Annotated in this window: 12 protein-coding genes; 1 reads left to right on the top strand and 11 read right to left on the bottom strand. The window is 59.5% G+C overall.

Annotated features, from left to right (window positions below):
* Positions 1–160: 160 nt before the first annotated feature.
* From aceA to AB3G88_RS16005, 10 genes are all read right to left on the bottom strand, one after another.
* Positions 161–1,486 carry an isocitrate lyase gene (gene aceA / locus AB3G88_RS16050; RefSeq protein ID WP_480450658.1) on the bottom strand — a complete coding sequence of 442 codons (1,326 nt, stop codon included), beginning with the start codon at positions 1,484–1,486 and terminating at the stop codon, positions 161–163.
* A gap of 486 nt (positions 1,487–1,972) precedes the next feature.
* On the bottom strand, positions 1,973–2,710 hold the full coding sequence (locus AB3G88_RS16045; protein ID WP_480450656.1) for a secretin N-terminal domain-containing protein: 738 nt from the start codon (positions 2,708–2,710) through the stop codon (positions 1,973–1,975).
* A 233-nt stretch (positions 2,711–2,943) separates the two neighbouring features.
* Positions 2,944–3,366 (bottom strand): GNAT family N-acetyltransferase, encoded by a 423-nt coding sequence (locus AB3G88_RS16040; protein ID WP_480450654.1) that lies wholly within the window; start codon positions 3,364–3,366, stop codon positions 2,944–2,946.
* A complete protein-coding gene (locus tag AB3G88_RS16035; RefSeq protein WP_112195900.1) occupies positions 3,359–4,525 on the bottom strand; it encodes a ribosomal protein uL16 3-hydroxylase in 1,167 nt (388 codons plus the stop codon). Before AB3G88_RS16035 ends, AB3G88_RS16040 begins: the two co-directional genes overlap by 8 nt.
* A gap of 83 nt (positions 4,526–4,608) precedes the next feature.
* A complete protein-coding gene (purB, locus tag AB3G88_RS16030; RefSeq protein WP_099587012.1) occupies positions 4,609–5,979 on the bottom strand; it encodes an adenylosuccinate lyase in 1,371 nt (456 codons plus the stop codon).
* 125 nt (positions 5,980–6,104) lie between these two features.
* Entirely contained in the window at positions 6,105–6,728 is a 624-nt protein-coding gene (hflD, locus tag AB3G88_RS16025) for a high frequency lysogenization protein HflD (protein ID WP_099587011.1), read from the bottom strand.
* The gene (gene mnmA, locus AB3G88_RS16020) at positions 6,725–7,849 is read right to left on the bottom strand and encodes a tRNA 2-thiouridine(34) synthase MnmA (protein ID WP_480450650.1); all 1,125 of its coding nucleotides are present in this window, start codon (positions 7,847–7,849) and stop codon (positions 6,725–6,727) included. Before mnmA ends, hflD begins: the two co-directional genes overlap by 4 nt.
* A 59-nt stretch (positions 7,850–7,908) precedes the next feature.
* Entirely contained in the window at positions 7,909–8,355 is a 447-nt protein-coding gene (locus AB3G88_RS16015) for an NUDIX hydrolase (protein ID WP_400530541.1), read from the bottom strand.
* A gap of 67 nt (positions 8,356–8,422) precedes the next feature.
* Complete coding sequence (locus AB3G88_RS16010; protein ID WP_112196969.1) at positions 8,423–8,830, bottom strand: carbohydrate-binding module family 20 domain-containing protein; 408 nt, start codon at positions 8,828–8,830, stop codon at positions 8,423–8,425.
* Positions 8,831–9,010: 180 nt separating this feature from the next.
* The gene (locus AB3G88_RS16005) at positions 9,011–11,236 is read right to left on the bottom strand and encodes an NADP-dependent isocitrate dehydrogenase (RefSeq protein ID WP_191946336.1); all 2,226 of its coding nucleotides are present in this window, start codon (positions 11,234–11,236) and stop codon (positions 9,011–9,013) included.
* A gap of 494 nt (positions 11,237–11,730) precedes the next feature.
* On the opposite strand from AB3G88_RS16005, the gene icd reads away from it, so the two are divergent.
* Positions 11,731–12,987: an NADP-dependent isocitrate dehydrogenase gene (gene icd / locus AB3G88_RS16000; RefSeq protein ID WP_099587006.1), complete on the top strand. Its 1,257-nt coding sequence runs from the start codon at positions 11,731–11,733 to the stop codon at positions 12,985–12,987.
* An 82-nt stretch (positions 12,988–13,069) separates the two neighbouring features.
* On the opposite strand, the gene cspD is transcribed toward icd, so the two are convergent.
* The gene (cspD, locus tag AB3G88_RS15995) at positions 13,070–13,333 is read right to left on the bottom strand and encodes a cold shock domain-containing protein CspD (protein WP_250924750.1); all 264 of its coding nucleotides are present in this window, start codon (positions 13,331–13,333) and stop codon (positions 13,070–13,072) included.
* Positions 13,334–13,411 lie beyond the last annotated feature (78 nt).

The raw sequence follows: 13,411 nt of genomic DNA, 5'->3' as shown, positions 1-13,411 counted from the left end.
TTCAGGCAGAGCACATTGCCCCCCCTCCCACATTTTGAGTTTTGTCGTGTCAGACGGTTTTTCCGTAGGCAAAAAAAGCCCCGAACCAGTCGGGGCGTGATTGCTGTGCGGCACTGCGGTTAGGTCTTCCTTGGGGTCGCCGTGGCCGTGTACGCGGTGCTTAGTGGAACTGCTCTTCTTCGGTCGAGCCGGTCAGCGCGGTCACGGACGAGGTGCCGCCCTGGATCACGGTGGTCATGTCGTCGAAGTAGCCGGTGCCGACTTCCTGCTGGTGCGCCACAAAGGTATAGCCCTTGGAGGCGTCAGCAAATTCCTGCTCCTGCAGTTTCACGTAGGCGGTCATGTCGTTGCGGGCGTAGTCGTGCGCCAGGTTGAACATGCTGTGCCACATGTTGTGAATGCCAGCCAGGGTGATGAACTGGTGCTTGTAGCCCATGGCGGACAGTTCGCGCTGGAACTTGGCGATGGTCGCGTCGTCCAGGTTCTTCTTCCAGTTGAAGGAAGGCGAGCAGTTGTAGGACAGCAGTTGGTCCGGGTATTCCTTTTTGATCGCTTCGGCAAAGCGACGGGCTTCGTCCAGGTCCGGCTTGGCGGTTTCGCACCAGATCAGGTCGGCATACGGCGCATAGGCCAGGCCGCGGGCGATGGCTTGGTCGAGGCCGGCGCGTACTTTATAGAAGCCTTCCTGGGTGCGCTCGCCGGTCACGAACGGCTGGTCGTACGGGTCGCAGTCCGAGGTCAGCAAGTCAGCGGCGTTGGCGTCGGTACGGGCCAGGATGATGGTCGGCGTGCCGGCAACGTCAGCGGCCAAACGGGCAGCGGTCAGCTTCTGTACGGCTTCCTGGGTCGGAACCAGTACCTTGCCGCCCATGTGGCCACATTTCTTCACAGAGGCCAGTTGGTCTTCGAAGTGAACACCAGCGGCGCCGGCTTCGATCATGCTCTTCATCAGCTCGTAAGCGTTCAGTACGCCGCCGAAACCGGCTTCGGCGTCAGCCACGATTGGCGCAAAGTAGTCGATGTAGCCTTCGTCGCCCGGACCTTTGCCGGCTTTCCACTGGATCTGGTCGGCACGACGGAACGAGTTGTTGATGCGCTTGACCACGGTCGGTACGGAGTCAACTGGATACAGCGATTGGTCGGGGTACATGGATTCAGCGGAGTTGTTGTCCGCTGCCACTTGCCAGCCGGACAGGTAGATCGCCTGGATGCCGGCTTTTACCTGTTGGACTGCCTGGCCGCCAGTAAGGGCGCCCATGCAGTTGACGAAATCTTTGTCGGGACGGAAGGAAGGCTTGGCACCTTGGGTGAGCAGGTTCCACAGCTTCTCGGCGCCGAGTTTTGCAAAGGTGTGCTCAGGTTGAACCGAGCCACGCAGGCGGACGACGTCAGCAGCGGAATAAGCGCGGGTCACGCCTTTCCAGCGTGGGTTTTCAGCCCAATCTTTTTCAAGGGCTGCAATTTGCTGTTCGCGTGTCAGTGCCATGGGGAAAAACCTCGTCGCATAGGTCTAGGTGGAAAGATCCATTTGCCAGCCGCGCAATCGTTGCGGGGTATGGCTGCTCGCTGACCAGAAGCATAGGCGGTCAAGTCAGGTCTGACGGGGCAGGCGACGGGATGAACGATGATCGAGAGGGGGGCAGGTAAAGGCTGGCCGAGAACAGTCTTCGGGCGTCGTGGGCCCTTGGGTATTCTGCAGCGTGTTGCCGGGTTACCTGGTTAGCTTCCGTCCCTCGGGACAACTTCGTTCCAGTCGCAACCTCGTCAAACACGCCTTGTGGGCGGTACAGACACGAATCGGCTCAGGTGGGTAACTTGGAGCGACGATCCGAAGGCCCTTGCCAGGGCCCCTGATTAGCGGGAGCGAGGCCATCATGCCCATGCTTTTTTGGATCGTCAAATGTTTTGTAGTGCTTTTTTCAGAGCACTACATCTTTAGTCTTATACGACTCATCAGTCAGTTTTTGGTGCTTCAGTTCAGGGTGTCGACCTTGACCCGCAAAGTCAGGTCATCGCGGCCCTGAGTAGAGTAGCTGCGGGTTGTAGAGGAATTGTCTGCCTGGGTCTGGCGGTTGATGCCCGCCAGGGGAATCCACTCACCCAGCCGGCCACTGATGGTTGTGTCGGTGCTTTGCACGTTCACTACATCGGGACGTTCCTGGCTCATGCGGTCACGGTTGGTACTGATTGCCAGGTGAACGGTCTCGCCGGTGACGGCGGCGGTCACATAGAAGCCCTGGGTCACGTTGCGGTATTGGGTCTGGTTTTGCGGGCGGCCATAAGCATCAGGTTGTGTGGTAGTCAGTGGCACGCTTTGGCCAACCTGAATCAGAGCGGGCACGCCTTCGCTGGCCTGGATCTGCTGGATGCCACCATCACGGCTGGCGGTGCCATAGCTGATGATGCGGGTCTGGTTGCTAGCGGTGTTTTGCTGGTTGCTTTCGTTGGTGTCCACAGTAATCAGCAGGCGTTTGGCAGGCGTGTCGAGCTGGGCGAGCAGGGCGCGCAGAGCTTCGATCTTGCCGGGGGCGGCGTTAACAATAAGCTGGTTGCCGTAGGCGCTGACAGTGCCGTCCTTGCCGATGAAGTTCTGCGCCACCGGCAGCAGGTCGGCGCTGGTGCGGTTGCTCAGGTTGACGACTTCGGTGTCGGCCATGGCTGAGACGCTGGCGGTCAGGAGGAGGGCGGTGAGCAGGGTGCGTAGGGACATGTCCGTTATCTCTGCGAGGCGTTTAGGCTTGGATAGTGCCAGTCTGTCGGCCTGGCGGGGCGCAAGTTGAATCGTAGACGGCAAAATGCCCTGGCATGGCAGGGCATCTTGGGGTGTTGCTGAGATAGTCATCGGGGGCAAGCCCCCTCCCACACTTGACCGCATTCCAGGGGATGTACTCGGTCAAAATGTGGGAGGGGGCTTGCCCCCGATGGCAGCGACGCGGTCTTGAGTCAGCCCCCGCGCACCATATCGACATGCGGAATCCCGACTTCGAGGAATTCCTCACTGACGATCTTGAAGCCAAGCCGCTCATAGAACGGCGCTGCGTACACCTGGGCGCTCAGGAATTGCTTGGTCTGCCCGCGTTCCTCGGCCACGCCAATCACCGCTTCCATCAGCTTGTCGCCGACCTTCAGCCCGCGCCAATCCTTGAGCACCGACACACGCCCAATTTCGCCACTGGGCAGCAGGCGAGCGGTGCCAATCGGAAAGTCGCCTTCAAACACCAGGAAATGCACCGCATCAGCGTCGTCCGCGTCCCACTCCAGCTCGGGCGGAACCGATTGTTCAGCGATAAATACCGCTTCACGAATGCGCCGAATCTCGTCGATATCCTTTCGCCAGTCCGCGACACTTACGTGAATCTTATTCATCGGCAAATCCCAGGCTGCCCTGCTTGACCAGTTCGCACAGCAGGTCGCGACCGTCTTCGTCGGCGAGCCACTCGCCCAGGTTTTCGCTGTGCAGCGCATCGGCGGAGCACACCAGTTTCAGCAGCTCGCGCAGTTTGCCGGGCAGGTAACGGCTCTGGCCGCTGGCGAATAGCAGCACGTCATCGTCCACTTCGGACCACGCCATGCGTGCGCTTGGGTTGCGTACCAGGATGGCGCCGTCTTGCAGGGTGCTGATGAAGTCGTCTTCACCCAGCTCTTCGCCGGCAACCAGTTCCGGGTAGCGCGGTTCGGTCATGAACTGGCCGAACCAGGTCAGCAGCATGCGCTCGTCACTCATGTGCTCGGCCAGCAGGCTCTTGAGGCGGTCGAGGGCGTCGCTCTGGATCTGATGCGGGTCGCTGACCGGCTGGGCGTCTGCGTCGGTGTAGCGCTCTTCGTCGGTCAGGTACTGGGCGAGGAAGTCGGTGAAGTGGGTCAGCACTTCAGCGGCGCTCGGAGCGCGGAAGCCGACCGAGTAAGTCATGCAGTCATCTTCGGCGATGCCGAAGTGCGCCAGGCGAGGCGGCAGGTAGAGCATGTCGCCCGGTTCCAGCACCCATTCGGCGGTTTCTTCGAATTCAGCGAGGATACGCAGGTCGGCGTGTTGCAGCAGCGGGCTTTCGGAGCTGCACATCTGGCCGATCTTCCAGTTGCGCTTGCCCTGGGCTTGCAGCAGGAACACGTCGTAGTTGTCGAAGTGCGGACCAACGCTGCCGCCCGGTGCGGCGAAGCTGATCATCACGTCGTCGATGCGCCAGCTCGGCAGGAAGCGGAACTGCTCCAGCAGCTCGGCCACTTCAGGCACGAACTGGTCGACCGCCTGCACCAGCAGGGTCCACTCGCGCTCAGGCAGGCTGGCGAAGGCGTCTTCGGCGAACGGGCCGCGACGCAGTTCCCATGGACGCTCGCCGTGTTCGATCACTAGGCGCGATTCGACTTCTTCTTCCAGGGCCAGGCCGGCGAGTTCGTCGGCGTCGATCGGGCTTTCGAAATCAGGGATGGCCTGGCGGATCAGCAGCGGTTTTTTCTGCCAGTAATCGCGCAGGAATTCCCGTGCCGTGATGCCGCCCAGAAGTTGAAGAGGGATGTCAGGATTCATGTGTAACCTATTGAAAAAAAGCACTTTTAAGACGGGAATAAAAACGCCCGGCGCGGCCGGGCGTCTCAAGGGTCTTGCGATGATCAGATGCGCTTGGCTTGCTCTACAGCGTTGCCGATGTAGTTGGCCGGGGTGAGCAGTTTCAGCTCGGCCTTGGCGGCGGCTGGCATGTCCAGGCCGTCGATGAAAGTTTGCAGTGCGTCGGAGGTGATGCCCTTGCCGCGGGTCAACTCTTTCAGCTTCTCGTACGGGTTTTCGATGTTGTAACGACGCATCACGGTCTGGATTGGCTCGGCCAGGACTTCCCAGCAGGCGTCCAGGTCAGCGGCGATTTTCTGCGCGTTGAGCTCCAGCTTGCTGATGCCTTTGAGGCTGGCTTCGTATGCGATCACGCTGTGAGCAAAGCCCACGCCGAGGTTGCGCAGTACGGTGGAGTCGGTCAGGTCGCGCTGCCAGCGGGAGATCGGCAACTTGCTGGCCAGGTGCTGGAACAGGGCGTTGGCGATGCCGAGGTTGCCTTCGGAGTTTTCGAAGTCGATCGGGTTGACCTTGTGCGGCATGGTCGACGAACCGATTTCACCGGCGATGGTGCGCTGCTTGAAGTAGCCCAGGGAAATGTAGCCCCAGATATCGCGATCGAAGTCGATCAGGATGGTGTTGAAGCGCGCAATCGCGTCGAACAGCTCGGCGATGTAGTCGTGCGGTTCGATCTGCGTGGTGTACGGGTTGAAGCCCAGGCCCAGCTCGTCTTCGATGAAGGCGCGGGCGTTGGCTTCCCAGTCGATCTCAGGGTAGGCCGACAGGTGGGCGTTGTAGTTGCCCACGGCGCCGTTGATCTTGCCCAGCAGCGGTACGGCGGCGACTTGAGCGATCTGGCGCTCCAGGCGATACACCACGTTGGCCAGTTCTTTGCCCAAGGTGGTCGGCGATGCCGGTTGACCGTGGGTGCGCGACAGCATCGGCACGTCGGCGAAACGGATGGCCAGTTCGCGGATGGCTTCGGCAGTCTGGCGCATCAGCGGCAGCATCACGTCATCGCGGCCTTCACGCAGCATCAGAGCGTGGGACAGGTTGTTGATGTCCTCGCTGGTGCAGGCAAAGTGGATGAACTCGCTGACCTGGGCCAGTTCCGGCAGCTTCGCCGCCTGCTCTTTGAGCAGGTATTCGATGGCTTTTACGTCGTGGTTGGTGGTGCGCTCGATCTCTTTCACACGCTCGGCGTGCTCCAGGGAGAAGTTTTCCGCCAGGGTGTTGAGTACAGCGTTGGCCTCGGCGGAAAACGCCGGCACTTCGCTGATGGCGGGGTGAGCGGCCAGGCGCTGGAGCCAGCGCACTTCAACCAGTACACGAGCACGGATCAGGCCGTATTCGCTGAAAATAGGGCGCAGGGCCTGGGTTTTGCCGGCGTAGCGGCCGTCAACAGGGGAAACCGCAGTGAGCGAAGAGAGCTGCATGGGGTGTTCTCGGACAGTCGGGCAACGAAATGGGGCGCGTATCATACATGAAAAAATCCGCCGGTCCGTCGCCAACTGACCGGCGTATTACGCGTAACGGCTTGAAAATAGCCTGTTGCTGCGACTTATTCGTTGCGCATCAACGGGTAAAGCTCTTTGAGCAATTTGCGTCGGCTGATCACCAGCTGCCAGCGATGACCGCCCAACTGGCGCCACAACCGCGCCGAACGAATACCGGCCAGGAGCAGGGCGCGGATTTTCGAGGCGTTGTTCGGTTGCTGCAGGTTGCGCATGTCGCCATGGACCTGGATCCGCTGGCGCAAGGTGCTCAAGGTGTCCTGGTACAAAGCGCCGCAGGCGGCGATCACGTTTTCGTGGGCTGGGCCGAAGTGTTCTACCTGAGACTGGATCTGTGGCAGCCGCTTGCCGATGATTTCCAGCATGTCGTCGCGCTTGGCCAGTTGACGCTCCAGGCCGAGCATCGACAGGGCGTAGCGCAGCGGTTCGCGCTGCAAGGTGCTCGGGTCGCGCTCCAAGGCGCCGATCAGCGCGCGGTAACCTTCGCGCAGCGCCAGGTCGTCGCCGCCGTAGACTTCCAGGGTGTCCTTGGGGTCGCGGATCAGCAGGCTGCCGAGCATGCAGGTCAGGCCCGCTTCGGTGACCTGGCCGGTCTTGGCGATCTTGTCCACCAGCACGGCGGAGAGAAATACCCCGCCGAGTGCCGTCAATTGCTCCTGGGTCGGGCTCATGCCGGCTTGCTCCAGGCTTGCGCGACTTCAATCACGCCACCGCCCAGGCAGACTTCGCCGTCATAGAACACCACGGACTGGCCAGGGGTGACCGCACGTTGCGGGTCATCAAAGGTCGCACGGTAACCGGTAGTGGTTTTTTGCAGGGTGCACGGTTGGTCGCTCTGGCGGTAACGCACTTTGGCGGTCAGGCGGCGCGGCGTGCTCAGGTCGATCGGGTTGACCCAATAGATCTCAGAAGCCAGCAGCGCGCCAGAGAACAGCAGCGGGTGTTCGTTGCCCTGGCCGACGATCAGCACGTTGTTTTCCAGGTCCTTGACCAGCACGTACCACGGCTCTTCACCGGCGTCTTTCAAACCACCGATGCCCAGGCCCTGGCGTTGGCCGATGGTGTGGTACATCAGGCCGTGGTGGCGACCGATCACTTCGCCTTCGGTGGTTTTGATTTCGCCTGGTTGTGCCGGCAGGTATTGCTTGAGGAAGTCGCTGAAACGGCGTTCGCCGATAAAGCAGATCCCGGTGGAATCTTTCTTCTTGGCGGTTGCCAGGCCGTGTTTTTCGGCGATCTTGCGCACTTCGGGTTTTTCCAGCTCGCCGACCGGGAACAGGGTCTTGGCGATCTGTTCGCCGCCGACAGCGTGCAGGAAGTAGCTCTGGTCCTTGTTTGGGTCCAGGCCCTTGAGCAGTTCGGTGCGCCCGTCGATATCGCGACGACGCACGTAGTGGCCGGTTGCAATGAGGTCTGCGCCGAGGATCATGGCGTAATCAAGGAACGCCTTGAACTTGATTTCGCGGTTGCACAGGATGTCCGGGTTCGGCGTGCGCCCAGCCTTGTATTCGGCCAGGAAGTGCTCGAACACGTTGTCCCAGTACTCGGCGGCGAAGTTGGCGGTGTGCAGCTTGATACCGATCTTGTCGCACACGGCCTGGGCGTCCGCCAGGTCGTCCATGGCGGTGCAATACTCCGTTCCATCGTCTTCTTCCCAGTTCTTCATGAACAGGCCTTCCACCTCATAACCCTGCTCCATGAGCAGAACGGCGGAAACGGAAGAATCCACGCCGCCGGACATGCCGACGATGACGCGCTTCTTTTGTGTGTCAGAAGGGGCTGGATCACGCATAGGGTTTCAACGGGTGTCTTGAAAAAGGACGCGATTCTAGCAGGCCTGGGCCCGCAAGGCTAAAGAGAAGGGCGGATCAATTCCAGGCTGTGGCGCTGACCGGCCAGATAATCATCGATACAACGGATGATCAGCTCGCTGCGCCAGTCCTCGCACACGGCCATCAGCTCCTCTCGTGTCAGCCAGCGGGCGCGGAGGATGCCTTCGTCGAGTTGATAGTCCGGGTGGTGTTTCAGGGCTTTGGCGATAAAGCAGACTCTTTGATAGGTCACGCCATTGCTGGGGGCGGTGTACAGGTAGATGCCGACGATGCCCGTGGCTTCCACGTCCCAGCCGGTTTCTTCGAGGGTTTCGCGCACGGCGGCCTCGGTCAGGGTCTCGTCCGGATCGAGGTGCCCGGCGGGCTGGTTGAGCACCGCGCGGCCGCCCTTGAGTTCTTCGACCATCAGGAAGCGGCCGTTGTCTTCGACGATGGTGGCGACGGTGATGTGGGGTTGCCAGGTCATATGTGGGTCTCGAATGCAGGTCGTTGTTCAGGTAGCCTGCATGATACGCCCGACATTCCTGTGTTGCTCAGAACGAAGCGCTGGCCTGCGCTTGTGGTGAAAATTTCAGTATCACCTCGCTGTTCGGGTCGGGCTGCCATTCCTTTACATCATACGGGGAATTTTCGTTGCGAATGATGCACTTCCATTCCACCTTCTCATCGAGTTGGACGCCCGAAAACCGGACTTGCCCGGTCCATTTCGGATAGTCAGTGGGCGTAGTGGCGAGCAACACAGCCTTTTCCGTTTTCCATTCCCCGATATCCCGGTGTGAACCGACTACATAGACGCTATAACCAGGCTTCGTGTTGCCGTTCAGGCATGTAAAGCTCGCGCTGAGGAAATACGTGATCTGAACGTTTTGGCCGGCGTTCGCGAAGGGTAGCAACGTAAGGACGAAGGCGCCCAGCGGCAATAGGCAGTAGGTGCGGAACATTTGAAGTCCTCCCATGTTTGGCTCAGTAGCCACGGGAGAATAATGGTGTTCAGAGGGAGGGAGAGTCACCTGTTAGAGTTGACAGTTCATTAGATTCTTTCGCAATTGCTCCACTTGCGTGAAGGCTCGAAAACACAAACCCCGGCACATGGCCGGGGTTTGTGATGTCACCTTACAACCTTACTTCAGCTTGGCAATCGCCGCATTGAGGGTGTTGCTTGGGCGCATGGCCTTGCTGGTCAGTTCTGGGTTCGGCGCGTAGTAGCCGCCGATGTCCACTGGCTTGCCCTGTACTGCGTTGAGCTCGGCAACGATGGTTGCTTCGTTGTCAGCCAGGGTTTTTGCCAGTTCGCCGAACTGCGCTTGCAGTGCAGTGTCTTCGGTCTGGGCGGCCAGGGCTTGAGCCCAGTACAGCGCCAGGTAGAAGTGGCTGCCGCGGTTGTCGATGTTGCCGACTTTGCGCGATGGCGACTTGTTGTTGTCGAGGAACTGGCCGGTGGCCTGGTCCAGGGTCTTGGACAGTACCAGGGCTTTCGGGTTGTTGTAGGTGACACCCAAATGCTCAAGGGACGCGGCCAGGGCCAGGAACTCGCCCAGGGAATCCCAGCGCAGGAAGTTCTCTTCAACCAGTTGCTGCACGTGCTTTGGCGCCGAACCGCCGGCGCCGGTTTCGAACAGGCCACCGCCGTTCATCAGCGGCACGATCGACAGCATCTTGGCGCTGGTGCCCAGTTCCATGATCGGGAACAGGTCGGTCAGGTAGTCGCGCAGTACGTTACCGGTTACCGAGATGGTGTCCAGGCCCTTGCGGGTACGCTCCAGGGTGAACTTCATCGCGTCGACCGGCGCCATGATGCGGATGTCCAGGCCTTCGGTGTTGTGGTCTTTCAGGTAAGCCTGAACTTTCTCGACCACGACGCCGTCATGCGCACGCTTGGGGTCCAGCCAGAAAATGGCCGGGGTGTCGCTGGCGCGGGCACGGTTGACGGCCAGCTTGACCCAGTCCTGGATCGGCGCGTCTTTGGTCTGGCACATGCGGAAGATGTCGCCGGCTTCGACGGTCTGTTCCATCAGCAGGTTGCCCTTGCTGTCGGTGATGCGGACTACGCCATCAGCCTTGATCTGGAAGGTCTTGTCGTGGGAGCCGTACTCTTCGGCTTTCTTGGCCATCAGGCCAACGTTTGGCACGCTGCCCATGGTGGTCGGATCGAAAGCGCCATTGGCCTTGCAGTCTTCGATGACGGCTTGGTAGATGGTGGCGTAGCAGCGATCCGGGATCACAGCCTTGGTGTCGTGCAGCTGGCCGTCGGTGCCCCACATCTTGCCGGAGTCACGGATCATGGCCGGCATCGAGGCGTCGACGATGACGTCGCTTGGCACGTGCAGGTTGGTAATGCCTTTGTCGGAGTTGACCATCGCCAGGGAAGGGCGAGCGGCATAGACCGCCTGGATATCAGCTTCGATCTGTGCCTGCTGGTCAGCCGGCAGGGCCTTGATGCGGGCGTACAGGTCGCCGATGCCGTTGTTCAGGTTGAAGCCGATCTGCTCCAGCACGGTGGCGTGCTTGGCCAGGGCATCTTTATAGAACTCGGCAACGATCTGGCCGAACATGATCGGGTCGGAGACCTTCATCATGGTGGCTTTGAGGTGAACCGACAGCAGTACGCCTTGTTTTTTGGCGTCTTCGATTTCGGCGGCGATGAACGTGCGCAATGCGTTCTTGCTCAGCACGGCGCTGTCGAGGATCTCGCCAGCCTGTGCGGTGGTCTTTTCTTTCAGGACGGTGGTGGTGCCGTCCTTGCCGACCAGCTCAATTTTGACAGCATCAGCGGCTTCGATCTGTACGGCTTTTTCGCTGCCGTAGAAGTCGCCGTTGCTCATGTGGGCGATGTGCGATTTCGAGTCCGCAGCCCAGGCGCCCATTTTGTGCGGGTGCTTGCGTGCATAGTTCTTGACCGACAGCGGTGCGCGGCGGTCGGAGTTGCCTTCGCGCAGTACCGGGTTCACGGCGCTGCCCTTGACCTTGTCGTAACGTGCACGGGTTTCTTTTTCCGCGTCGGTGGTTACGGTTTCCGGGTAGTCCGGCAGGGCGTAGCCCTGGGCCTGCAGTTCCTTGATCGCCGCTTGCAGCTGCGGGGTCGAGGCGCTGATGTTGGGCAGCTTGATGATGTTGGCTTCAGGGGTCACGGCCAGGTCGCCCAGTTCGGCGAGGTGGTCCGGTACGGCCTTGGTGCCCAGTTGCTCGGGGAAGCTTGCCAGGATGCGCGCGGCGAGGGAGATGTCGCGGGTTTCCACGGCAATATCAGCGGAAGCGGTGAAGGCCTCTACGATAGGCAGCAGTGAATAGGTGGCGAGGGCAGGGGCTTCGTCGGTGAAGGTGTAGATGATCTTCGAGCGGGTGGGCATATTCGGATTAACTCTCTTCTTTGCTGAAAGCGTGCGCAGAAACTCGAGATGCGCCGGGTGGAGCGCGTTCGTTCAAAGTCATCCATGAGCGAAATGTCGAGGTTTCTTCGCGGTGATGTTGGGTTGCATCAGTCGAGCGTCAAGCGGGTGGACTATTGTAATAGTCCGGCTTTGTAGCTGAAGGCACCTATTCTAGAGCGGTCAGCCGTCGTGACTCTTGGGTCAGCGGCGGCATTATACATAGGTCGCTATGCTTACGCCGAGCCTTCATACAAAAGGTGAGTCGTCCATTGGTCTAAAGGTCGCAGGTACCGGGGTGCGCCTAAAGTCGCACGATGTGCTCAAGATTGGCGCTTTTCCCTTTGCTTTCAGGCTTGTAGGCGACAATTTATGCTGTTTTCGATGCAAATGAGCATGGCGCGAGGTTTCAGTCGCCATTTATCTGGAGTAGGCTCGAACGCAGCCAGATGTTCAATCCATAGATGGAGTTCAGCATGGGATACAAGAAGATTCAGGTTCCGGCAGTCGGCGACAAAATCACCGTCAATGCAGACCATTCTCTCAATGTTCCTGACCAACCGATCATCCCTTACATCGAAGGTGACGGTATTGGCGTCGACATCAGCCCGGTGATGATCAAGGTAGTCGACGCAGCTGTTGAAAAGGCCTACGGCGGCAAGCGCAAGATCTCGTGGATGGAGGTGTACGCCGGCGAAAAGGCGACTCAAGTCTACGACCAGGACACCTGGCTGCCCCAGGAAACCCTGGATGCGGTCAAGGATTATGTGGTGTCCATCAAGGGGCCGCTGACCACGCCGGTCGGGGGTGGCATCCGTTCGCTGAACGTGGCCCTGCGTCAGCAACTCGACCTTTATGTCTGCCTGCGCCCGGTGCGCTGGTTCGAAGGTGTGCCGAGCCCGGTCAAGAAGCCTGGCGACGTGGACATGACGATCTTCCGTGAAAACTCCGAAGACATTTACGCTGGCATCGAGTGGAAAGCCGGTTCGCCGGAAGCCATCAAGGTGATCAAGTTCCTCAAGGAGGAAATGGGCGTCACCAAGATCCGTTTCGACCAGGATTGCGGGATCGGCGTCAAGCCGGTGTCCAAGGAAGGCACCAAGCGCCTGGCACGCAAGGCCTTGCAGTATGTAGTGGATAACGACCGCGAATCGCTGACCATCGTGCACAAAGGCAACATCATGAAGTTCACCGAAGGGGCCTTCAAGGAGTGGGCCTACGAAGTGGCGGCCGAAGAGTTCGGTGCGACGCTGCTCGACGGTGGGCCTTGGATGCAATTCAAGAACCCGAAGACCGGCAGGAATGTGGTGGTCAAGGACGCCATTGCCGACGCCATGCTGCAACAGATCCTGCTGCGTCCCGCCGAGTACGACGTGATCGCCACTCTTAACCTGAACGGTGACTACCTGTCCGACGCCCTGGCGGCGGAAGTGGGCGGTATCGGCATTGCGCCGGGGGCTAACCTGTCTGACACCGTTGCCATGTTCGAGGCGACCCATGGTACGGCGCCCAAGTATGCAGGCAAGGATCAGGTCAACCCTGGCTCGTTGATTCTGTCGGCAGAAATGATGCTGCGCCATATGGGTTGGACCGAGGCGGCTGACCTGATCATCAAGGGCACCAACGGCGCGATTGCGGCCAAGACCGTGACCTATGATTTCGAACGTTTGATGGAGGGGGCGAAGCTGGTTTCGTCGTCGGGCTTTGGTGATGCGTTGATTTCGCATATGTAAAAGCAGGTGAATAAAAACGGCCACCCCAGCGTGATTGGGGTGGCCGTTTTTTATCGCAAGCTGCACATTTTGTTGGCGGATATCAGGCCAGTTGTTTCTTCTCGTGAGCATGCGCTGGTGCGGTTTTTTCCGGTGTTACAGTTATATTGATAGCATGCAATCCTTTCGGTCCTTGAATGATTTCAAAGGTTACTGGTTGGCCCGCCTTCAGCGTTTTGTACCCGTCCATCGTGACCGCTGAATAATGCGCAAAAAGGTCGTCGGTTTTCCCTTCCTCATTCACAAAGCCATATCCTTTGGCATTGTTGAACCACTTGACCTTGCCACTGATCTTGACGCCAGACATACCCATTTCCCTCTGCACCAGACTCCATCACTGGAGTATCATCCAGTTTATCCGTCCTAACCCGAATAAATTAAGGTT

This window comes from Pseudomonas arvensis, from assembly GCF_056688935.1.
The sequence above is the reverse complement of the archived record's forward strand: the minus strand, read 5'-3'. Positions and strand labels throughout refer to the sequence as shown.